General features: G+C 45.9%; 11 protein-coding genes. 8 read left to right on the forward strand and 3 right to left on the reverse strand.

The annotated features are described in order from the left end of the window. The first annotated feature begins 72 nt into the window (after window positions 1-72). From EMM73_RS17070 to EMM73_RS17080, 3 genes are all read left to right on the forward strand, one after another. A complete protein-coding gene (locus EMM73_RS17070) occupies window positions 73-2913 on the forward strand; it encodes a M16 family metallopeptidase (RefSeq protein ID WP_127688017.1) in 2841 nt (946 codons plus the stop codon). A gap of 466 nt (window positions 2914-3379) precedes the next feature. Further along, window positions 3380-4498, forward strand: a complete 1119-nt coding sequence (locus tag EMM73_RS17075; RefSeq protein ID WP_127688018.1) for an efflux RND transporter periplasmic adaptor subunit — start codon at window positions 3380-3382, stop codon at window positions 4496-4498. Between the two features lie 41 nt (window positions 4499-4539). Beyond that, window positions 4540-7647, forward strand: a complete 3108-nt coding sequence (locus tag EMM73_RS17080; RefSeq protein WP_127688019.1) for an efflux RND transporter permease subunit — start codon at window positions 4540-4542, stop codon at window positions 7645-7647. 439 nt (window positions 7648-8086) lie between these two features. Here EMM73_RS17080 and EMM73_RS17085 read toward each other — a convergent pair whose 3' ends face one another. Further along, the gene (locus EMM73_RS17085) at window positions 8087-8812 is read right to left on the reverse strand and encodes a hypothetical protein (RefSeq protein ID WP_127688020.1); all 726 of its coding nucleotides are present in this window, start codon (window positions 8810-8812) and stop codon (window positions 8087-8089) included. A 163-nt stretch (window positions 8813-8975) separates the two neighbouring features. Between EMM73_RS17085 and EMM73_RS17090 the strand changes: the two genes are divergently transcribed. The 3 genes from EMM73_RS17090 to EMM73_RS17100 are packed head-to-tail and all read left to right on the forward strand — an operon-like array spanning window position 8976 to window position 15614. After that, window positions 8976-11744 (forward strand): Ig-like domain-containing protein, encoded by a 2769-nt coding sequence (locus EMM73_RS17090; RefSeq protein ID WP_127688021.1) that lies wholly within the window; start codon window positions 8976-8978, stop codon window positions 11742-11744. 50 nt (window positions 11745-11794) lie between these two features. Then, on the forward strand, window positions 11795-14509 hold the full coding sequence (locus EMM73_RS17095; RefSeq protein WP_127688022.1) for a TonB-dependent receptor plug domain-containing protein: 2715 nt from the start codon (window positions 11795-11797) through the stop codon (window positions 14507-14509). Further along, the gene (locus EMM73_RS17100; protein ID WP_127688023.1) at window positions 14496-15614 is read left to right on the forward strand and encodes a cytochrome-c peroxidase; all 1119 of its coding nucleotides are present in this window, start codon (window positions 14496-14498) and stop codon (window positions 15612-15614) included. Before EMM73_RS17095 ends, EMM73_RS17100 begins: the two co-directional genes overlap by 14 nt. A 29-nt stretch (window positions 15615-15643) precedes the next feature. On the opposite strand, the gene EMM73_RS17105 is transcribed toward EMM73_RS17100, so the two are convergent. Further along, window positions 15644-17506, reverse strand: a complete 1863-nt coding sequence (locus EMM73_RS17105) for a putative bifunctional diguanylate cyclase/phosphodiesterase (protein WP_127688024.1) — start codon at window positions 17504-17506, stop codon at window positions 15644-15646. Window positions 17507-17637: 131 nt separating this feature from the next. On the opposite strand from EMM73_RS17105, the gene EMM73_RS20100 reads away from it, so the two are divergent. Then, window positions 17638-17793: a hypothetical protein gene (locus tag EMM73_RS20100; RefSeq protein ID WP_186435273.1), complete on the forward strand. Its 156-nt coding sequence runs from the start codon at window positions 17638-17640 to the stop codon at window positions 17791-17793. Here EMM73_RS20100 and EMM73_RS17110 read toward each other — a convergent pair. Then, on the reverse strand, window positions 17770-20604 hold the full coding sequence (locus EMM73_RS17110; protein ID WP_127688025.1) for a TonB-dependent receptor: 2835 nt from the start codon (window positions 20602-20604) through the stop codon (window positions 17770-17772). The two genes, EMM73_RS20100 and EMM73_RS17110, sit on opposite strands and share 24 nt — an antisense overlap. A gap of 254 nt (window positions 20605-20858) precedes the next feature. Here EMM73_RS17110 and EMM73_RS17115 point away from each other — a divergent pair, with 254 nt between their 5' ends. Next, a complete protein-coding gene (locus tag EMM73_RS17115; RefSeq protein ID WP_186435274.1) occupies window positions 20859-22922 on the forward strand; it encodes an RHS repeat domain-containing protein in 2064 nt (687 codons plus the stop codon). Window positions 22923-23705 lie beyond the last annotated feature (783 nt).

Below are 23705 nucleotides of genomic sequence, written 5' to 3' on the forward strand. Positions count from 1 at the left end.
TTGTTACATAGTTGTAGCTTTTTACCGCGCCGGAAACGTGTTCTAATTCTGTCAATAGACAAGGAGGAACTGATGAAACATTCTAAACTGACAATAGCCATAGCTTTTGCTTTGACCTTAGCCGCTTGTGGCACACAGACACAAACGAACTTACCAGCTGGTATCAAACTGATTGAACAATCCAAACCCCAGCAAGGTATTCATATTCCGTATAAAAAATATCAGCTGGACAATGGCTTAACCTTAATTGTTCATGAAGATCATTCCGATCCAATGGTGCATGTGGACGTGACTTATCATGTGGGTTCAGCCAGGGAAGAGCCCGGTAAATCAGGCTTTGCCCACTTTTTTGAACATATGATGTTTCAGGGCTCTGAAAACGTCGGTGATGAAGAGCATTTCCGAATCATCACTGAAGCAGGCGGTACGTTAAACGGCACCACCAACTCCGATCGCACCAACTATTTTGAAACTGTGCCCGTCAATCAGGTTGAGAAAATGCTTTGGTTAGAGGCCGACCGTATGGGCTTTTTACTGGACGCTGTGACAGAGAAGAAGTTTGAAGTACAACGCGAAACCGTGAAAAACGAACGGGGTCAACGCGTTGATAACCAACCTTACGGTCGTTTAAATGAACGCGTATCTCAGGCATTGTATCCTGATGGTCACCCCTATTCCTGGCCAGTTATTGGTTATATGGATGATTTAAACCGCGCCAACGTTAATGACGTGAAAGCCTTTTTCCTGCGCTGGTATGGCCCTAATAACGCAACTTTAACCATAGGTGGCGCTGTTAAAGCCGAAGACATTTTACCTATGGTACAAAAGTATTTTGGTTCTATTCCTCGTGGTCCTGAAGTTTCAGCCTCCGCCAAAGTTGCAGTAAAACTGCCAGAAACCCGTTATATCTCGATGGAAGACAATGTGCATTTACCGCTGGTCTACATCTCTTATCCAACAGCTTATGCTCATCATAAAGACGAAGCGGCTTTGGATATTTTGGCAGAAATTTTAGGTGGTGGTAACAACTCACTGCTGTATAAGAATCTGGTGAAAAACCAGTTAGCAGTGCAGGCTGCGGTATCTCACCCTTGCCGCGAACTGGCCTGTGAGTTTTCGTTATATGCCTTGCCAAATCCTGCTGCAGGTAAAAACCTGGCCGATATAGAGCAGATCATTCGTGCCAGCCTGACTGAATTTGAACAACGGGGTGTGACAGACGACGACCTGTTAAAAGTAAAAGCAAAAATTGAAGCCGGCAGTATTTTTGGCCTGCAAAGTGTTTCAGGCAAAGTCAGTCAGCTGGCCGCCAGCGAGACCTTTTTAGGTAAGCCAGACACTATTGGCGACGATATAGCCCGTTACAATGCTGTAACCAAAGACGATGTAATGCGGGTGTACAATACCTACATCAAAAATCAGCACTCTGTGGTGATGAGTGTGGTACCAAGAGGCCAAACTCAGCTGATTGCCAAAGCAGATAACTTTAAGCCGCTGCAACATGATTTTGGTGGCCCTTCAACCACTAAAGCTGAAGATCTGCAGGTACGGAAAGCAGTAGATAATTTTGACCGCAGCAAGCAACCTGTTGCTGGGATGAATCCAGCTGTTGAATTGCCTGCCACCTGGACCACAGATTTGGGCAACGGCATTAAAGTGCTGGGTAGCCAAAGTACAGAAACGCCAACCACCTCATTATTATTGAAAATTCCTGTTGGCAGTTATTATGAAACGGCAGATAAAGCCGGTGTATCCGCGTTAATGGCTGCACTCTTGAACGAAAGCACGCAAAATTACAGCACAGAGCAAATGAGCCTGGAGCTGGAAAAACTGGGCAGCAGTATCAGTATCAGCAGTGGCGACAGCTACGTTGATGTATTCGTCTCCAGCTTAAGTAAAAACCTGCCACAAACTTTAGTCTTACTGGAAGAGAAGTTACGTAATCCGGGTTTTAAAGCAGAAGACTTCAGCCGTCTGCAACAACAAACACTACAAGGTATTCAGCACAGCGCTACTAACCCTGGGTACATAGCAGCAACGGCCTATAACAGAATAATGCACGATGGCAGTATTGCAGCAGTTCCAAACGAGGGAACTCTGGAGTCTGTCAGTAAACTGACTCTGGACGATGTGAAAAGCTGGTATCAGACTCACTTTAAGCCAGCAGGTGGCCAGTTGATCGTCGTCTCCGATTTAACTCAGGACACTATAGCGACAGAGCTGAAAAATCAGTTGTCTGACTGGCAAGGCAAAGGCCCGTCGATACAGGTTAATACAGGTAAAATGCAAGCTAAGCCTGGTACTATTTATCTGCTGGATAAACCTGATGCGCCTCAATCAGAAATTCGCATTGGTAAGCGTTCACTGACGCAAGATCTTACTGGTGAGTTTTATCAGGCCAGTTTAATGAACTTTGTTTTAGGTGGCACTTTTAACAGCCGTATTAACCTGAATCTGCGTGAAGACAAAGGTTACACCTATGGTGCCCGAGCCAGCTTTAACGCCGATAAGTTTGCAGGTACTTACACAGCTTCAGCAGCAGTAAGAGCTGATGCCACAGTCGATTCTATTCGTCAGTTTATCAATGAAATTGACACCTTCAGACAGAACGGCATTCAGGATGACGAACTGGCGTTTATGCGCCTGGCTATCAATCAGTCGGATGCGCTGAAGTACGAAACGCCTAATGCCAAATTAGGTTTTATGGCACAAATTCTGGAGTTTAATGTAACGCCGGATTTTGTACGTGAGCGTAATCAAATTGTCTCCAGTATCAGTAAAGAACAGGTGAATGCCTTGGCAGCTAAACATCTGGATACAAAGGAGATGATTATATTAGTCGTCGGTGATGCAAAACGTCTGACACCTGAACTGAAGGCCTTGGGTTATCCGCTGCAGAACATCAGTTTGTGATCTGATGCAAAGTGTAAGGCCGCCCGACGGCGGCCTTACACTCATCAACTTTTCTGACTGCTTTTATTTTTTTCAGCCTTCACGGCAGTGGCTGAATCATCCCTTCATTTGCTTACAATTTTCTACCACTATTCAGTAGGGCAAAGCCATTTTGATCGCTACACTGTAGCAGCAGTTTTCTAATAATTTCCGACGAAAAAGCGGCTGAGAACGCTTTACCTGCCCGGTGTTATTAAGACCAACTGCTTCAGTTTTATCAAATTTTTATTAATTTATGACTAATCGTCACAAACTCAAAAAAAACGTGGCAAACTAGTAGGCCCATATCAGGTTGAGCTATGCATCAGTTCAAAACAATGAAGTGACATTAACCTGTGGCTGGCTGAAATCCGAAAGTGCTGTCAAGCCGTACGTTGAACGCCAAAGCTTTTGGCTCCTTAATTAACTTTTTAATCTGGTCACTGTTATGAAAAGATTTAAATCCATTTTATTTGCCATTTTGGGCCTGATCTGTGTGTTTGCTGTACTTGCAGGGGTCAAAGGAGGCCAGATTGCAGCCATGATCGAATCAGGCGAAACTTTTGTGCCGCCCCCTGAGTACGTCAGTACTTTTAGTGTAGAGCAACAAAGCTGGCCTAACACTTACAATGCCATAGGTACAGTGCTGGCTGACGAAGGTATTGTCATAGCAGCCGAAGTAGCTGGCCGGGTGAAGAAAATCAGTTTCAGTAATGGTCAGCAAGTCGCAGCAGGTACAGTGCTGATAGAGCAGGAAGCTACCAACGAACAAGCTCAGTTACGTTCAGCTGAAGCCAGTTTAAAGTTAGCCAAAACAAGCTATGACCGTTTAGTGCAGTTACGCCGCTCTAATATTGCCACTCAAAGTGAGTTAGACAACGCCAAACAACAACTCGACAGCGCCTCAGCTCAAGTAGACAACTTAAAAGCCACTTTGCAGAAAAAAGTGATTCGTGCCCCTTTTGATGGCCGCATTGGTATTCGTCAGGTTGATTTAGGTACCGACTTGCAAACAGGCACCGCCATAGTGTCGTTGCAAGCGACTAACAAAGTGCGGGTAAATTTCCCTGTGCCACAAAACTGGCTGACGCAAATTACTAAAGGTTTACCTGTTGAAGTCTCTGTAGGTGATGGGGCTGTCATAGTCAAAGGTGAAATCAGCGCTATAGGTGCAGAAATTAATACCAGTACCCGCAATGTCGTGGTTCAGTCTATTTTAGATAACAACGCAGCTGTGTTGATCCCGGGCATGGCCGTTTCTACCACAGTCACCTTAACAGCCCCTCATCAGCTGTTGGTGGTACCCAGCACAGCCATTATTTATGCGCCTTTTGGTGACACTGTGTTTGTGGTAGAAAAAGATGACAAAGGCGGTTTAAAAGCCCGTCAGCAATTTATTCGATTAGGCAAAGCCCGTGGTGATTTTGTTGAAGTGATTGACGGCTTAAAAATTGGTGATCAGGTGGTGAGCGCAGGTGCATTTAAGTTATTTAATGGCCAGTCTGTGGTGCTGAGTAAAACGCAGCCACCAGAATTTAAAACAACGCCAACACCAGCTGATACCTGATTTGACGCATAGAATCACCAGCCATTATTAATGAGCAGATTATGAATTTCACCGATATTTTTATTAAAAAGCCTGTACTGGCCATAGTGGTCAGTCTGCTGATCTTATTGGCTGGTTTCCAGTCGATGAGCAATATGACGGTACGACAGTACCCACGTTCCGATATAGCTGTGATAAAAATTACCACAGCATATATAGGCGCCAACGCTGATTTAGTCCGTGGTTTTATCACCACCCCTATAGAGCGCGCTATCGCTTCAGCCGGTGGTATCGACTACATCGAATCACAGAGCACTATGGGCGTTTCCACTGTCATAGCCCACTTGCATCTGAACTATGATCCACTGAAAGCCATGACGGAAATCAGTGCCAAGGTGAATCAGGTGCGCGGTGATTTGCCGCCTGAAGCCGAAGTACCAGCTATTGCCATTGAAGCGGCAGACAGTGAGTTTGCAGCAGCTTATTTAAGCTTCAGTTCAGATATTCTGGAGCAAAACCAGATCACTGAGTTTTTAAGCCGCTCAGTACAGCCCAGGCTCATCGCCATCAGCGGTGTGCAAAAAGCCGATATTTTGGGTGGCCGCACTTTTGCGATGCGAGTCTGGTTAAAACCAGAGCCTATGGCGGCGCTCGGCATCACTGCTTCGGATGTCCGTACTGCATTAACAGACAACAATATCCAGGCCACTATAGGTCAAACCCGCGGCGCTTACACTCAGGTGAATTTGCGCGCCAACACCGATATGAAAGGTGTTGACGAATTTAAGCGCATGATTTTACGGCAAAACAGCGAGGGAATAGTACGTTTATCTGATGTTGCCGACGTAGTACTTGGCGCTGACGATTACAACGTTGATGTCAATTATTCAGGTGAAACTGCCGTCTTTATGGGGGTATTTGTAGCACCTAATGCCAATTCACTGGATGTTATCAAAGCGGTCACCAAGGAAATGGAAGCCATTAAGGCGGAATTGCCAAGTGGTTTAACCGGAGGCGTTTCTTATGACGCCACCAAATACATTGAAGCCGCCATCGACGATGTAGTAAAAACACTGGCTGAGACATTACTGATCATTGTCGTAGTGATTTTCTTGTTTTTAGGTTTCAGTCGCTCTGTACTTATTCCCATTATTGCCATTCCGCTGTCGTTGATTGGTGCCATGTTTATTATGAAAGTCTTTGGCTTTTCCTTAAACCTGCTGACCTTATTATCGATAGTGTTATCTGTAGGTCTGGTGGTCGACGACGCTATCGTTATGGTAGAAAACATTGAGCGCCATATCCAAAATGGCCTGAAACCTTTTACAGCCTCTTTGGTCGCAGCCCGTGAATTGGGTGGTCCTATTATTGCGATGACTGTGACGCTGATTTCGGTCTATGTGCCAATAGGTTTACAAGGCGGTTTAACCGGTACTTTATTCCGTGAATTTGCTATTACCCTGGCTGGAGCTGTAACTATTTCAGCCGTAGTGGCTATTACGCTATCGCCTATGATGGCGTCCCGCATGTTAAAACCTCATACCAGCAACAAAGCACCGCTGGATGGCATTTTCAATAAATTCCAGGGCTTTTACAGCCGCAAACTCGAAAGCACCTTAAACAACAGAACAGGGGTTTATGTGTTCTGGATTGGTATTATGCTGCTCTGTGTGCCCTTGTACAGCATGTCACCGAAAGAGCTGGCTCCAGTCGAAGATCAGGGTGTTATTTTTGGTATTGTCGACTCTCCGGCCAACTCTACTGTTGATCAGTCGTCTTATTACGGTAAATACGTCAATGAAGCCTTTATGTCTGTGCCAGAAACAGACTTTACCTTCCAGATCACCTTCCCAACTGGTGGTTTTGGCGGCATGGTCACCAAACCCTGGGCGGAACGTGAACGTTCGGTATTTGAAATCATGCCGGAAGTGCAACAGAAATTGGCGGAAATTTCCGGTGTACGGATCTTACCTATCACTCCCCCTGCCCTGCCGGGTGGTGGTAGTTTCCCTGTTGAATTTGTGATTGCCTCTACAGCGGATTCAAAAGAGATTTACGACTATGCGCTGAAGCTGGAACAAGTAATGCGTGAAAGTGGCATGTTTCCATTCCAGCTGATTGATATGAAAGTGGATCAGCCCGAGTATCAACTGAATATCGACCGCGATAAAGTGGCAGATTTAGGCCTGAATATGCGCGATGTAGTGCAGGACTTAGGTACTTTATTAGGCGGCGGTTACGTGAACCGCTTTAATATGTCGGGCCAAAGCTACAAAGTGATACCCCAAGTGAAACGTCTGGAGCGTTTAACTCCTGATGATTTAACCAGTCTCTATATCAAAGGCCCTGAAGGCCAGATGATCAGGGTGGATCAAATCGCCAGCCTGAGCCATAGCACTGTGCCACGTAGCATCAACCGCATGCAGCAGTTAAATGCGGTCAAAATCAGTGGTGTGACTATTAAACCTCTGGATGAAACTTTAACCTTCCTCGAAACTGAAGCGAAGAAGTTACTGCCAAGTGGTTACTCTATTGATTACACCGGTGAATCGCGCCAGTTAAAACGTGAAGGCAATACCTTCCTGCCAGCCTTTACGCTGGCTGTGACTATGATTTTCCTGGTACTGGCGGCTCAGTACAACAGCTTCCGCGATCCTATCGTCATTCTGCTGGGTTCAGTGCCTTTGGCTCTGTTTGGTGCTCTGGTCTTTACCTTCCTGAAAATTCCAGCTCCGATGCCATTTTTCACCGACGGTTTTACCAGTACGCTGAATATCTATTCGCAGGTGGGTTTAGTCACACTGGTGGGATTAATAGCGCGTAATGGTATTCTGGTGGTGGAGTTTGCCAATAAGCTACAGGAACAAGGCAAAACCAAACTGGAAGCCATTCGCGAAGCCTCAGTGCTGAGGTTACGCCCTGTAGTGATGACCAGCTTCGCCACTATCGCAGGCCACACGCCGCTGATTTTTGCTGAAGGTGCAGGCGCTGAAGCCCGTAACTCCATAGGTATAGTGCTGGTATTGGGTATGACCATAGGTACCTTTATGACGCTCTTTGTTTTACCTTCGGTCTATATGCTGATTGCCAAAGATCACAGTCATGACAAGGTGATGGACGAAGAGGATGACGATGTGTTGCCTGAGCACACAACAAAAAGTGCTCATTAACCATCATTGAATCAAAAAGGCCAGATTATTGTTAATGCCAGTCAGTAAAACTGACTGGCATTATTTTTTTGGAACAGAATGGCTGTACCCTCAACAGCACGCATGGACTTTTTGGCACTGAGCCTGAAAAAACTGACCATCCAAAGCGAGGAAAGGCAAAGCATTAAGCAACCCCTGTCAGGGTAATTGCGGGATTTCAATAAACCAGTAATTTGGCTTATCGCCGCAATAACGTACTTTGCTCTGCAAAGGGCCGGAAACAGAGCAACACGCTTGTCTCTCCCCAAGGATGGATTTAAGGCCTGGCAGCCTGGGCTTTACCTTTTTCGCTGCGTCCGCACCAACTAGTGAATAGCCGTTTTGAATAAAAACGACTAAATCTCAACGGCATTGCACATTATTGCGGCCTTTTTTTGTTCGGGAGCCAAAAGTCGCCAGATCAGGATGCGCTCAGCTCACTAATAATCATCAGCTTAAAACGCGGATGCAGTTTAGGCTGCCAGCCATTTTTAGCTGCAGTGCCTGGATTGATAGATTGAACCCCCAATTGATTTAACACTAAGGAGTTAAAAGTCCAGCCCCGGTAACGCTGTTGCTTTGCCACACTGCGTAATTCAGGCTGCAGTCCTATAGTTAATAAGGCTGGATCCACACCAAGTTGCTGATACAACAAAGCTTCTCTTTGAGTTGCTTTCAGGATCACCTGATCATAATGAAGCCTGAGTTTTAGCCATTGCTGCTGACGTTCTTCACCTTCTAAGTTCTTAACCATGGCATCTATGTCTTCATCAAGCCAGCGTGCAGATGCGGCATTTCCATGCCAGCCCAGCACAGCATTTTCACCCAGCCATTTGCTCTTACCCGCCACAAAGACATAATTGGCACAAGAGGAAAAACAAAATTCTGGCACTTCCACATCCAGTTGCTGTTGGATAACAAAGTCTGCCAAATCCATTCCAAGATCAATATTACCGCCACCACTTTGGATCACCAAACGTGTGGGTTTGCTTTTAGCCTGCTGATACAACTGCATCAACTTTTTATTGTCCTCGGCAGAAATTTGTCCTTTGTAATAAACACGATCTGCGTCCAGCCATACTTTCGCGGTAGCGGGAACCGATTGACATAACAAGGCTGCGACACCAACGACTTTCCAACTTAACATGTAACTCACCCCTGACAGCTTGCTGATTCTTAGCATGGAAAAAATCGGAATAAGCCAATCTTTACACTTTAAAAACTTAATGATAATTGATCTCATTTGATAATGCATTTATTATGCGCATCCATTTTATCCGGATGTTCTTGTTATGTATGAAGTTGTCAGCATGATCTTGAAAAAAATTAGCTTAATCGCTTTAGCTATAACAGTATTGACTGCCTGTGGTGGCGGAGATTCAAATTCAGCCCCTGCATTTAGTGCTACTGAACTTGTGTTCAGGCTAGATGAAGACACTAAGCTGACCGCCCAGGCAGAAGCGACGGATGCTGACGGCGACACATTAAACTATATGCTTGAGTCAGCTGCCAATAACGGCGTATTTCAGCTCCTACAAAATGGCCATTTCAGTTACAGTCCTTTTCCTGACTTTCATGGTACTGACCACGTCAGATTGTCTGTCAGTGACGGCAAGGACAAAGCTGCAGTTGATTTGGCATTCACTATCAACAATGTAAACGATAGTCCCAAAATACTCAGTAGCCATGTGATAGTGAGTAGCTCCGGTATCACCACCGGAAAAATAGAAGCTTTTGATCAGGATGGCGATGTTCTGAGCTTTAGTCTGGCCAGTCGCCCGGAACATGGCACTTTAGAGATCAACGGCTCTACTGGTGAATTTGTCTATACACCAGAAGTACTCAGCATCATTGCTGGCTCTTTTCTGGTGGCGGTTACAGACGGTATTATCGAAACAGCTGTAACACAGCAGATAGAACTCAGAGCCAGCTATATCACCAACGCAGATAAACTAAATTATTACTACAGCAGTAGCAGCTCGCACCTGAAGAAAAGTGAAGACGTTATTACCCAGCTATCAGACGATAATGCCAAAGACGCAGCCAATACAGAGCTGGCCTCAGGCTATTTGATTGCGGGGTTCCAGTCCAAAGCTGAAGAAATCCTTGGTAATACGATCACTGAAGCTGGAGCCCAGGCTTTGGCTTACCGAAAAGCAGCCACTCATGCCGATGCCATCGGAAATACTACATTGGGTAACCACTATCGGAGCATTTCCTCGCGGCTTTACACCCAAAAATTGCTGGAAAAAGGCATAGCCAATATCACCACAGCAGATGCCCGGTTTTTGATGTCGTTAGCCAGAGACTACAGCAGAGCAGGCGCATCCAATGATGCCGATAATCTGATGGCACAGATAACCAGCTTTGCGTTAGCTTCAAAAACCGAGGTGTACTCGGTAACTTACGGCAATTTCCTGACGGCTTACCAGGCCGATGCCGATGCGTTTATCGAAAGCTATCTGGCCGAACCTGGCGAAGCCAATTATCTGGCTGCTCTATCCAGTATTCAGGCTTATGCCGAACTGGCAGAACAAACCAGTTATGAAGTACCAACCAGCGGTGTCTACAGAGGCCAAAAAGTGTACCGCTACCGCGCTTTGCATTTATCCTATGTAGCTGAGCGTTTTCAACAGATTAATGCCACTGAAAAGACCAAAGAGTATCTGGCCAAAACTCTGGCCATTTACACCAATACCAGTTATGACACTAGCTATAACTACACTAAATCTGACTATGCCGCAGCCACCTTAGGCTACTATAGTTTTCCACTGCAATCGTCTGCTGGTTTGTTTCAATACCACTACCCCAGCTTAAGCACAAACCTGCCATTGTCACTTTTGCCCGCCACTGGCACTGCGACAACCAATGCTAAAAATGATATTGCTGTTAATAAAGCATTGCAAAAATTGCAGGCAGGCAACGACACAGCAACAGTGCTGGCTGAGCTGAAAAGCAGTTACAACAGGTTACGGGATTATTACCCAGCGTTATTCGAAAACGGTTCTGCCAATCCGGGGCTGGCCTGGGAGTTGTTTTACTCAGGCCATCGCGACAAAGCGCTGGAGCTGATGCAGGCTGCTGCCACTGTATTGAATTCAGAGGCCTATTTCAGCGAACGACCCACAGCGCCTTATATGCTGGGTAGCAACGGCTGTTATCGACTGGTTCAAGCCTATCAGCAGATGGCGGCAGATGATTTAGCAACCCAACAAGCACTGCAGTGCGAAAGCATAGCCGCTCAGTATTTCCATCCGGACAAAAAACGGCTGGATATATCCCAATCCATCCTTGGGTATCGCTTTTTGCTGTCAACAGCTCAATTGGCAGGTCGTACAGAAACAGCACAAAGCAGCGCTCTATTGCTGACATCACTACTGACTTCATTAACTGATACGCAACAGCGTTTTATCAGCTCCAGCAATGCTGCGAGTTTGCTGGCATCCGCAGGTTTTTATTCCGAGGCTGCCGATCTGCTGGCTAAAGCCTATCAGGATCTGGATAGCTTACTGGCTGGTTCGCTCACTCAGGAGCAACTAAGCGAGCTACTCAACGCTCTGCTGACTTACAGCGGCGATCTGTACGAAGCAACAGACATTGAAACAATCTTTAACCAGCGCAACTATATCAGAGCTTTACGCTACGCCTCAGCACAGGCTAAAACTGTGGATATTCCAGCGGCTTATCAGGCGTTAAAGCAAAGGGTTTCTGCGCTCAATGCCAAGATTGCTTTACTGTCAGTCAACGAACAGCAAAAGCTGCATGAAAACCAGATTAAATTAAATCTGGCGTCTGATATGAGCGAGGAAGCCCTGTCCATCATACGGACTGATGCAGTCGCCGCGGCAGAAAAAATAAGCCTCAACACTGAGGTGGCCACCCACTATGCGCTGCAAAACCATTTCCCGGGTACTACTGTGGCTAACGTAGATACAGATAACGATGGGTTACCCAACTTCTTCTTACTCAGCGCCACAGCTGAACAAATAAACGCCTCAGGCCTGACTGCAGACCATGATGCTGACAATGACGGAATTGCCGATGCTGACGATTTGAGCCCGCTGATTGCAAACAATTAACCTATTACAGCAAGGTTTTGATCCAAAGATCGAAACCCTTGGAGCAGACTATGAACTCTCGTTATAAGCCACTGGCGCTGCTGCCTTTATTTGTCTCTTGCTATGGCTACGCACAAAGCAGCAGCGCGGATACACAGCAACTGATGCGCCAATACAAGTTAAAAGAAGCCGATGTGGTGCTGTGTCAGAAACAAAGCAAGGAAGTAGCTGCTGTTCAACAGTGCCTGCAGCAAACTAAAGTGATGGAGAAAATTGAAGTCAAAGGACGTTATACAGGCCCAGAACTTCCAGAAATAGTTGGGCGTTATCACCTGGACCGCAATTTTATTCAGCGCAGCCCAAAATCTACAGGTGACATTAACGAGCTTATTGCCTTAATGCCAGGCGTGCAGTTGTCGGAATCGGCCTATGCTTTGGATCAGGCGGCAGAAATTCAGGCAAAAGAGCTATCCATTTCCGGCGCTCAACCCTGGCAAACCGGTTTTTTCCTCGACGGAGTGAATTACAACAGCAGACTAGATCCGAGCGGAAGTTCTGGTGCTTTGTATGAAGCCAACGACGTAAGAGGCTCGGCCCAGGCTTTTACCCTGAACAGTCAGTTAGTAGAGTCTATAGATGTCTATGATAGTAATATTCCAGCTAACTTTGGTGATTTTTCTGGTGGTGTGGTCGATGTAACATCGCGCTCAGCTTTTGATCAAAATAGCTTTAGTCTGAGTTATCGGGGTACCCAAAGTGATTGGGGGCGCTACAAACTCATCACAGGTGATAACGATAACGCCACCCAAGTCAGTACCGGCGATGCGCCTGTTTATGAAAAAAATAGCTATGGTGCATCCGCCAGTCATACCTTTAACCGTCATCATGCGTTGCTTATCAATATCAACTATCTGGAAAGTACCGTCAGTGAGTTATCTTTAGGTGAGATGGTCAATACACAAAGGGAAAACACCAACCTGCTGCTGAAGTACTCGCAGCGGGATTTGTGGCTTGACCGCGTAGATTTAACAGCCACCTACGCGCCTTATAAAAATCACAACATACAGACAAACGTCAAAGACAGCGAGTTTGTAGTGGAAGGCGGTGGTTTCAGTACTGCGCTGAACCTGGCTGAGGATCTGGCATTGGGTCAGTGGTCTGGTAAACTTAGCTATAGCAGCAGCGAAAATAGCAGAGAAGCCGCCGATCATTATTACGTCTGGCTGCAAGCCAAAGGTAAAGACTGGGGACAACTGGATCAGGTAAACAACTCCTCAGTAACGCCAGTATCAAAACAAGGTGGTTTTGGCGATTTGGATAAAACCCAAAACAACATTCGAATAGAAAGCAGCCTGCAACTGAATGATTTTGAAGCATTGGGCTTAAAGCATCGAATGCTGCTGGGTATGGATCTTGAATCTGAACACATAAAACGCCAGCGGTTTTATGACAGTTATAACTATATAGCTGCCCGACAATACTCCAGCACTCAAACCCCTTTGAACTGTAACGGCTATTTGTTCGACTGTGTTGAGCTTGGTTTCTTCAGGCCTTTAGCTGACATAGAACAAGAGCTGGGCAGACCCTTGGATTTGTCCAGGGTTGAAGACATGCTGCTGTACAGCGAAAACGTTAGCTCCACCCCTCAGTACTTTGAATCCAGACTTGTGTATCCATCTGAATTCATTGATGAAAAAGTGATAAAAAATGCGCTGTACCTGACCGACCAACTCGAGTCCGGCGACTGGGACTGGCATCTGGGCTTGCGCTACAGCACCGACAATTTTTTCAAAAATCAAAACCTGGCGCCCCGTCTGAGTGCTGGTTATCGCTTATTTGGCGATGCAGATTCTTTGCTGACATTTGGCCTGAACCGCTATTACGACGCAGGACTTCTGGGCTACAAAATTAAAGAGGCACAACTGCCTTATTATGTGCAATACAGGCCTATCCGTAACGGTGTACTGCAGGGCTGGCTGAGATCCTCTAGCGACAGCGATACTCGTGTACGGTACGATAATGTAAAAACACCTTATGACGATGAAGCCACCTTAGGCTTTAAGCAGAATACCGAACACTTTGGTACTTTTAGCATTAAAGCCGTAAAACGCTGGAAAAAAGATCAACTGGCCGCAGCCTCAGCTCCTGTGCGGGAAAGTGACGGTTATTTCTATGAGTACCAAACCAATAGCGGCAGCGGTTACAGCAACAGATTGTCTCTGTCATGGAGCCAGCAGTGGCAAGATCATAGCTTCTGGTTGAATACCAGCTTCAGTAAAACCTTTAGCAGCAGCAATGAGTTCGACGAAAACATCAACAATACAGCAGCGGATGAACTGGTAATTCTGGACGGGCAACTAACCAGTCTGGACGCATTAAACAGAATAAATACTAACTTTGCCCGACCACTGGTGCTGAATTTTGGCTGGTCATCCGATTGGACAGATAACCTCAACAGCAGCCTGACCGCAACCTATAAAGCCAGCTACACTACCGCTGTCGCTACAGGGGCGTACGATATCAGTGGCAATACAAACTGGTTGTGCCCTGAGTGCAGCTCAGGCGCTGTGTTGGTCCCGGTTTACAGCACAAAGCGACTGGACGGCACTACGCTACTGAATTTAGCCATTAACTATCAATTGTATCAATCTGCTACTGGCAATTTGGCTCTGAGTGCGGATATCACCAATTTATTTGACAGCCGTACCCATCAAATAAGCCCTGGGGCTAATGGTGTAGAAGTAGGACGCCAGTTCTGGTTTGGAATATCGTATGACTATTATTAAAAACACAAAGCGGAACTTGCTGATCACTGCGATGCTCTGCCCTCTGCTATCGGTGGCGAGTACCGAAACCACCTCCCTTCGAGCTTTATACAATCAGCCTGTAGCTCAGTGGCCACAAGCTCAACTGGACGCAGGAGTGAGCCAAGCTGAGCTGGCACCTTTGCCTGCCACAGCAAAGCCACAAAGCCAAACAGAGTTATTGAAATACCAGCTTGGTGAGCAACTGTTTTCCGATGTGATACTGTCAGCCGATAATAGCGTCAGTTGCGCTAGTTGCCATGACGCAAAGCTACAGTTCTCTGATGCCAGAACCACAGCAGTAGGAATTAAAGGCAAAACCGGCAACCGCAATACGCCTGCCTTGTTTAATCTGGAACTCTGGCATAGTTATTTCTGGGACGGTCGCACTACAAGCCTTAAAGTTCAGGCTTTACAGCCTATCAGTAATCCAATAGAAATGGATCTGCCGATCGAAGAGGCAGTCAGAAAGTTAAATGCATCGAAGCATTACCAAGTATTGTTTTCGCAAGTGTATAACAGCACCCTGATTGATGCAGAGCAGCTAGCCGACGCTCTAGCTTATTTTGAACTGCAGATCAAAGCTCCACGCACTGCATATGATGAATTCCTTGATGCAGCTTACAGCAAGGATCCACAACGGCAGAATAAAAGCACCGAAGCGTTAAATGACCCACAGTTGTTGGGGTTGCATCTATTTCGCACCAAAGCCCGTTGTTTAAACTGCCACCAGGGGCCACTGCTGTCTGACAATAAGTTTCATGTCACGGGCCTACACTTTTATGGCAGACCTTTCGAAGATTTAGGACGCTATCTGGAAACTAAAGTCGCCACTGATTCAGGTAAATTCCGCACCCCGTCTTTGCGCGCGGTATTTCACACAGGCCCCTGGATGCACAATGGCTTATTTACGCAATTTGACGGTATTGTAGCTTTTTACAACAATGCCGGATTAAAAGCCCGGCTGCCAAAACATGGCTTAAAAGAGGATGCAGCCCCCTTTCCTGAACACTCACCTTTATTGCAAAAACTACAGTTAAGTAAAGCAGAACAGCACGCCTTAACTGAGTTTTTAAAAATACTCTGACTCACAGCGGTTGCCTGCAACCGCTCCTTTCAAAGCAAAGCAGAAAACTCGTCCACAGATACAGCTTTTGACCAGAAATAGCCCTGGCCACAACTGCAACCTGCCCGTAATAATAGCTTCAGACTTTGCGGGTCTTCCACTCCTTCGGCTACAGTATCCAGACCTAAACTGCGCGCTAACTGAATAATGCCATCAACCAATGCCAAGTCTTTGTCATTCTGAGCGATACGAGCTACAAAAGAGCGGTCTATTTTTAAACTGTTCAAATTAAACTGACTTAAATACCCCAGATTAGAATAGCCTGTACCAAAATCGTCGATGGCAAAACGCACTCCTAACACAGACAACTGCTCCATTTGTTGTTTTACCAGCATCCGATCCTCAATCAGCACAGACTCGGTTAGCTCCAACTCAAGCGCATGCGGCGCCAGACCGGTTTCAGCCAGTACTTTAGTCACTACTGCAGGCAAGTCCCCTTGTTTAAACTGTATGGCGGAGATGTTGACCGCTATATTTAAACTAAAACCTGACTCTTGCCATGATTTAGCCTGAGCGCAAGCTTTTTGCAGAACAAAGATCCCCAGCTCCTGAATTAAACCTGTTTCCTCTGCCAGAGGAATGAATACGTCAGGAGGCACCTGTCCAAGTTCTGCATCAAACCAACGCAACAAGGCTTCAGCCCCAGTGATACTCTGAGTGGTTAAATCATAAGTCGGCTGATAAGCCAGGGTAAAAAGCTGCTGTTTTACCGCCAGACGCAGGCGCATCATCAGGTTAAATTTATCCAGCTGTTGCTGCTCCATTTCAGCCTTGTACCAACAAAATCTGTTCCGCCCCATCTTTTTAGCCTGGTACATAGCGGTATCAGCTTTTTTGCATAGCAGGTGAAAATCGGTGCCATCTTGCGGCGCAAGAGTGACGCCAACAGAAGCTGATAATTGAACTTTATGTTGTTGTACCAAAAATTCTTGCTGACAACTTAGCAGTAAGTTCTGAATGCGTTGCTCAAGTTCAGCCCTGTCTTGCCACTGGCTGATCAGCACGACAAACTCATCTCCGCCAAAACGACTTAACAGATCCTGCTCTGACAACTGGCTTTGCAGCATGACCGCCAGATGTTGTAATACTTCATCCCCGGCCTGATGACCTAAAGCGTCATTAATAGGCTTAAAGTTATCCAAATCAATAAACAACAAAGCGACAGACTGCTCTGTGTTTTTGGTAAAAGCACGCTGAAATGCCAGTTCACACTGAGTACGGTTTACAAGCCCTGTTAGCGGGTCATGCTGCGCTAAGCGCTGAATTTCCTGCTGAGACTTCAGCACTCTGTCGTTTTCTTGCCTGAGCTGGCGCAGTACATCTTTGGTATCGCGGGCTATCAGCCTCATGGTAAAACCACTGACCAGCAGTAAAAGATTCAAGCTAATAAAGGTGTTCAATGTAACAACTGCAGGCTTAAAATATACCCAGCCTTGTAAAGACGCCAGAGCTAAACAGGAACAAAACAGCACTATGAATCCGAATAGCAGCAGATAAAAACGCCGACCGCTATACATAGCAGCATACGCCAGCACCAAGGGATAGCCCAACAGCATCAAGTCAAAAATACCCAGATTGATACTGATCAAACTGCAGATCATCAAAGTCAGCAGCCACAATAAAGCGCCTATGGCAAAACGGAGGTTTTGTCGCTTCAGCAAAACTAAAATGCATGTTAAACCAATAGCTGTAGCCAATAAAACAGTAGCCGATTTAGGACCAGAGGCCGCGGCGCCACAAATCACCGCGAGCAAACAAATCCAGACAATTTGTTTCAGCCGATTCAGCTGAGCTGCAGTTAAAGCTGTAATATCAGAGCCTGCTGAAAAATCAAATAAAGTCCACTGCTTCATACACTGTGATATCTCTGTAGTTGCAACCTCAAGTGGTCACTCTTCACTGAAAACGATAAAATCTGCAACAAAGAGCCATCGCTCGAGAATACCAGACTATTCACAGATTAATACAGGAAGAACTCAGTTAAATGATGAGGAAAATAGCGCCTTATGTAACAGGGAGGCAAGCTCATAGCCCACAGGAGGCGTTAAGTGCGGATGCTACAGACAAAAACACCGGCATAGCGCCGGTGTTTTATAAAAAAGTAGTACTAAAACTACTACATGCTGTAGCGCACACCTAAAGCAAAAGTTCGGCTATACAAAGCGGTACCAAAGTTACCTGTGGTTGCATCATTGCCATAGTAGTTCTGATACAGCTCGTTGGTCAGGTTGGTACCATCCAGTGTCAGCTCAAACTGTTCTGTCAGTTTGTAGCTTAACTGGAAGTCCATACTGGCCTCTGACTTATTACGTCTTTCCAGTGGATTGGCAAACAAAGCCGCTTCATAGTTAGCCAGGAAACCTTCACGCCATGAATACGACAATCTCATGCCCAGATCGTTTTTGTCATAGGCCAACACCACGCTGTAAGACGAATCAGATACACCAAACAGATCGGTATTTCGATAACCTGTGATCTCGCCTTCACTATTGGTATCAGGAGTAGTTTGCGAAGACGACAGTCGGGTGTAACTGGCCTGCACACCAAAACCATCTAAGGCTTCAGGTAAGTAATCAGGGAACCAGACTAAACCAATTTCAGCACCTGAAAGTTCCCCTTCAGAGGCATTATAGGGCTGAGTGAGTACAAACTTGTATGGAGTTGGATCAGTTGCAGATTTTGGCGCTGTTACTGAACGACGGAAGCCAACCACAAAGCCGTCGATATCACGTCTGAATACAGTACCGTACAGCGAGCTGGCTTCGGCAAAATACCACTCCAGCGATACATCATAGTTTTGTGACTCTGTAGGTTTCAGATCAGGATTACCGCCACCTGCAGTGCCGTAACCAATACCTGTAACATCTTCGTTATAGATAATCAGCGGGTTTAAATCGCCAAAGCCCGGATAACGTAAAGTTTCGGTATAAGCAACGCGAGCCTGTAAATCATCAGTTAACTGATAACGAGCCGTTAGGCTGGGCAGAATTTTACGGGTTTTATTTTCTCCCAGACTGGTGTTTTGCGCTGCGCCTGGTGCACTTTCCTGATAGAAAGTGGAATCGGTATCTATGCCGGTATAACGGGCTCCTATTTCACCATTTAATGCACGACCTGCAACTTCAGTCTCAAACTTCCCCTGCAAATACAAGGACAAAGTGGTGGAATCTATGTCAAACGAGCGCTGTAAATCCAGTTTATTCATGCCATACATAGCACGGTATTGGTCGGCGTTGTTGCGTATAAGGTGGCCATTCGCTACGACCCATGAGGTTGGGACATTGGCTTCACCATCCATAAAACCACTGTTGATCGAAGCCAAACCATCCAGAGTGGCAACATTAATACCACCACCACCACGGTCCTGACGGCTAAATGAGGTCGTGGCGCCACGCTTGTCATAACGAACACCTGTTTCCACAGTAGTAAAGAAACCATCCAAACGATAGGCTAAATCTGAGGTAAAGGTGACTGCATCCCCTTCATCTTTATTCGCGTTGTCGTACATACCATCTGTCACATAAGCCGATGGATCAGCCATGCTGGATTCATCCATGCCAGCTGTAGCCGGGTTGTCTTCAAAATTAAAACCAGGGATACCGCCACTTTCGTTGAAATCGACATTGAGCTTGTAGTTATTGCCTGGACGCACAAAACGCATCGCAAAAAAATCAGTATTGTATTCGCTGTCCTGATACACCAATTCAGATTTCAATGTCATGTAATCAGACAACTCCCAACGTCCACCCAAAGCATGCAGGTAGCTATCTGTTTTACCTGTTGCCAGGTCGCCACTGGTAAACACCCATGGGTCGTTCACCGAACGTGACTTCACTATATTTGTGCCAGGATGAAATTGTACATTAGCTGAAGCTGCAGCCTGGGCCGGAGTCATTCCAGCGTAACTGCCCCACCAGTCAGCAAAAGAAAACAGCAAACTGTTAAAACCTTCGTTGCGGAAACCGTTGTAAAAGGATTCAAACACATATTCAGACTTTTCGTTAGGCGCAAACTGCAAAGAAATATTAGCGGCAGGACGCTCACGTTCGCCATTGTAATCACTTTGGAATACGGCGTCACGACTAAGCATATAAGGCGTTGCAACGCCATTAATATCTAAAGTAGAACCCTGGCTCGAAGGCAAACCCGCTAATAAACCAGGTTGCCAGATTGGGTTTTCAGCCACTCCAGGCTTGTCCAAAAAAATACGCTCATAGGGAGTAAAAGGAGCTGTGGGGTTTTCCGTCATAAAAGGTAACATTGCGCCTGCTGTGACACTTTGATCACGATAACGCATTCTGGAATAGGAGACGTTCACCAAGGCACCAAACTGACCAGAGTCCAGTTGCCAGTTGTTACTGGCTAAAGCACTAAAGGTTGGATTTGTTTCTTCATTTTGCTCGGTATAAATGCCACGGGCATTGGCAATAAACTTAGCGCCATCAAAATCAAGAGGTCTGTGGGTTTTTACATCTATAGAACCGGCAATACCACTTTCAATCTGGCTGGCAGAACGGGTTTTGTACACATCAACCTGCCTGAGCAAGCTGGCTGGAATATCCTGTAAGGCGACAGCTGTGCCTGCTGCTGTAAAAATATTACGGCCGTTAATGGTGGTGGTGATATCGCTTAAACCGCGGATTGAAACTGAAGCGACCTCACCTGAAGCACGGTTCGTCACCTGCACACCTGTTACACGTTGCAGGGATTCAACCACGTTATTATCCGGAAATTTCCCTATATCTTCTGCCACTATGGCATCAACAATTTGTTCGTTGAACCTTTTAACGCCCAGGGCTTTATTCAGACTGCCACGAATACCTTTGACTTCGATAATTTCTACTTCTGTTGCTTTTGTTGCTTTGTTATCTTGCTGAGCTGCTGTAACTGGCTGACTCATAAGAACCAAAGCCATAGATACCGCACTGCTTAAGACGGATCGCTTAAACATATTTTCCTCTCCCCTTGTCATGGTTTTATTACGCCTTCCCAGTCAAAACACAACAGACCTTCGAGGCATTTTTTCTCATTTATCAAATCATGCTATTGTATGATTAATATGCTGTCAACTAAACAGCGAAGAAATATTCACCATAACTAATGAATTCCGATAACAGAAAATCTTGTAGCAGATGCACTGGTAAACGAGGGTTAAAACCCGCGACAGCCTTTGATCAAGACCGTGGTTTTATAGACAGCATCACTGTGTCTAAGGGTAGCTCTTCAATTTATAACGTGAGCTACGACTACGATAATAAAGGCACCACGGAACTCAGAACCAGCCAGTATTATGACCAGAATCATGTACTGAGCCAGACCATCAGTGAAGACTTTGTGTACTCAACTGAAGGTCATTCACGACTGACTGACAGGGTGATGACGGTGACCAATGCTGCGCTGAGTAACCATGTCAGCACTATCACTGAAAGCATGGAGTACGACGGTTTTGGCAATATCACCCGCAAAACGGGCACTGTAGACAATATCTACACCTATGATCAAACCAACCCTTATCAGCTGAACACTGTGACAGGCAACAGAAACTACAGCATGGTCTACGACGCACACGGCAATATCACTCATGATGGCCAGCGTGAGTTTAAGTATTCCTCCAGCGATATGCCGCTGAAAATTGAACAGAATGGCACTATCACTGAATTTGCTTATGGCCCTGATAATCAAAGGTTTTACCGTAAAGACAGCCGCACTGAAAATGGTGTGGCGACAACTACAGAAACCTTTTACGCCGGCAAAGTATACGAGCAAAACCATAAAAAGACCGGTAGCCAAAGCACGCCAAGCATAGAGCACCGCTGGTATATAGGCCCTGTGGTGATCACCAACTTTGAAAGTGGCCCGGGTGAGCAATACGAAGTACTGCATGGGGACGCTTTAGGTTCTACAGTTGCCGTTACGCGTCAGATTGAAGACTCGCAAGGCAACAAGGAAACCGTGCTCATGGCGAATTATCTGTACGACGCCTGGGGCAAACAAAGCCAGATTATGACAGGTTTTGTCGGGACTAACCCTATAGCGCCAGCTGCCAGCCGTCGTGCTTATACAGGCCATGAAAACGTGGAAGGCCTGGATATTATTCATATGAACGGCCGCATTTACGATGCAACCTTAGCAAGGTTTATGCAGGCGGATCCTTTTGTGCAGGCACCGACTAATACCCAGAGTTATAACCGCTATAGCTATGTGCTGAATAATCCGCTGAGTTATACCGTTCCTAGTGGGTTCATCTCTCTTGGGAAAATAGGTAAGTGGTTGCGTGATATTGCAGATGTTCCGGTGTTGGATGCAATAATTTCAGTAGCGCTTTATGTTATCCCTGGCTGTCAAGGATGGTGTACCGCGATTTATCAAGGATTGAAAACAACCGCAGTAACCGGGAGTTTAGGTGCTGGGCTGCGAGCTGGGGCGTTGTCTGCGGCAATGCCTGGTGGCGCTAATCTCGGAAATGCAGCTTTAAACTTTGTAGTTGACGGTGTTGTTGGGGGGATATTCAGCGTATTGGGTGGAGGGAAGTTTGGGCATGGCTTTATCAGTTCCTATGTTGGCAATGCATTTGCCGGCGCCGGTGGTAGTAACCCTTACGCAAGAATTACTGTGAGTAGTTTAATTGGTGGAACGGTATCTTCATTTACAGGTGGCAAGTTCGCAAATGGCGCAATTAGCTCCGCATTTGCAAGTACAGTTAGAGAGTTCCGGAGCGGATCTTTTAATAGCAGCGAAACTTCTGGAGGAAGCTGTAGCAAGTGTGGTCAAGTATCATTAGGCAATATAGATGATTTATCCTATGACCAGCTAAGTGATATTCGATCTGGCTTAATTGATGCTCGTAATGCTGGTTATGATAGTGTATCCATTAACGATGCTTTAAAGCGAATCAATAGTCGCATTGGGGACATAATCGGCATCCCGTCTTTCACTCAGAGTGAGGTATTAAGAGGCGTAATAAGAGATCATATTAACAGTAAATCAGAGCCAGTCTTTGCTGGTCTTGATAATGCTGCGACGCTTGCTGGATTTTGTAGTTTGCCACAATGCTCTGCGTTTTCATGGGGAGTCGCAGGGGTAAATATGCTTCGAAGCGGTAGTAGCTCAGGTCTTATTTCAAATGGAATCGGAGAGATGTTTAACAGATATTGGAGTTCGCGCATACCTGGAGGTGGGGTTTATTCAGATCTAGCACAAGGGACAACAGGATACTTAATAGGAGAAGGAGTATCTTCTCACCAAGAAAAATTAAAGCAAGGTAATTAAAATTATTTGGGGTGTGTGATGAAAAATATAATAACAACATTGGTTGCTTTTTTTTCTTTTGCATCTATTAGTGTGTGGATTTTTCAAAAGGGATATATTTACCTTAAGGGAACTTTTTACTCGAAGGATTCGCATCCTATTATTTTCTATTTCTGGGTTGTATTTTTTGCGACATTAGCTGTTTTTAGTGTTGCCAGGTTTTTTATGATTTATTATAGGGATAAGTAATAAATTAATGTTCAAACAAGGGTGGCGTTTTTTTTGATTGAAAAATGATGAATTAAATTATTGATCATGCTCCTATAATGATAGCAATTTGATTCTTGTCGAGCAGACACCTTGCTTTGCCAACAAGTGGCAAAACCGCCAGCAGCTTGGTCACCCTTTTCCGGTTGCGCTGGTCAGGGCAAATCGGCGGGGCGGGCAATGGCTGTCGGTGCCTGCAGATGTTGACACCGGTTGGTATGCTCATAAAAACCGGTTTGCGTTGCCCACTTCGGAACAAACGGGGTCAGGTCTTGCCCCGTGCATAGAGCACTACAATGGGGTCAAGTCTTGCCCCGTGCCCCACTCAATACGACAGCTTCACATTTCGCAGTATCACTATGAATTCAGTCCGTTAAATCATCTTCGCCAGAAGCAAGCTCAACCGTCTCAGCGATGAGTTTTACTTCTATGCCTACACAACATGCCACCTGCACTCACACAAGAATTTTTGTCAAAAGCATCGCCCTCAAACTCAGGGGCACGGGGCAAGACCTGATAATCATCTAGCCTAAGTGG

Source organism: Rheinheimera sediminis (assembly GCF_004005375.1).
Taxonomy (GTDB): Bacteria; Pseudomonadota; Gammaproteobacteria; order Enterobacterales; family Alteromonadaceae; genus Pararheinheimera.

Excerpts from the sequence above, each read along its gene's own strand:
- EMM73_RS17070 (WP_127688017.1), top strand. The coding sequence starts at position 73 with ATGAAACATTCTAAACTGACAATAGCCATAGCTTTTGCTTTGACCTTA.
- EMM73_RS17075 (WP_127688018.1), top strand. The coding sequence starts at position 3,380 with ATGAAAAGATTTAAATCCATTTTATTTGCCATTTTGGGCCTGATCTGT.
- EMM73_RS17080 (WP_127688019.1), top strand. The coding sequence starts at position 4,540 with ATGAATTTCACCGATATTTTTATTAAAAAGCCTGTACTGGCCATAGTG.
- EMM73_RS17085 (WP_127688020.1), bottom strand. The coding sequence starts at position 8,812 with ATGTTAAGTTGGAAAGTCGTTGGTGTCGCAGCCTTGTTATGTCAATCG.
- EMM73_RS17090 (WP_127688021.1), top strand. The coding sequence starts at position 8,976 with ATGATCTTGAAAAAAATTAGCTTAATCGCTTTAGCTATAACAGTATTG.
- EMM73_RS17095 (WP_127688022.1), top strand. The coding sequence starts at position 11,795 with ATGAACTCTCGTTATAAGCCACTGGCGCTGCTGCCTTTATTTGTCTCT.
- EMM73_RS17100 (WP_127688023.1), top strand. The coding sequence starts at position 14,496 with ATGACTATTATTAAAAACACAAAGCGGAACTTGCTGATCACTGCGATG.
- EMM73_RS17105 (WP_127688024.1), bottom strand. The coding sequence starts at position 17,506 with ATGAAGCAGTGGACTTTATTTGATTTTTCAGCAGGCTCTGATATTACA.
- EMM73_RS20100 (WP_186435273.1), top strand. The coding sequence starts at position 17,638 with ATGATGAGGAAAATAGCGCCTTATGTAACAGGGAGGCAAGCTCATAGC.
- EMM73_RS17110 (WP_127688025.1), bottom strand. The coding sequence starts at position 20,604 with ATGTTTAAGCGATCCGTCTTAAGCAGTGCGGTATCTATGGCTTTGGTT.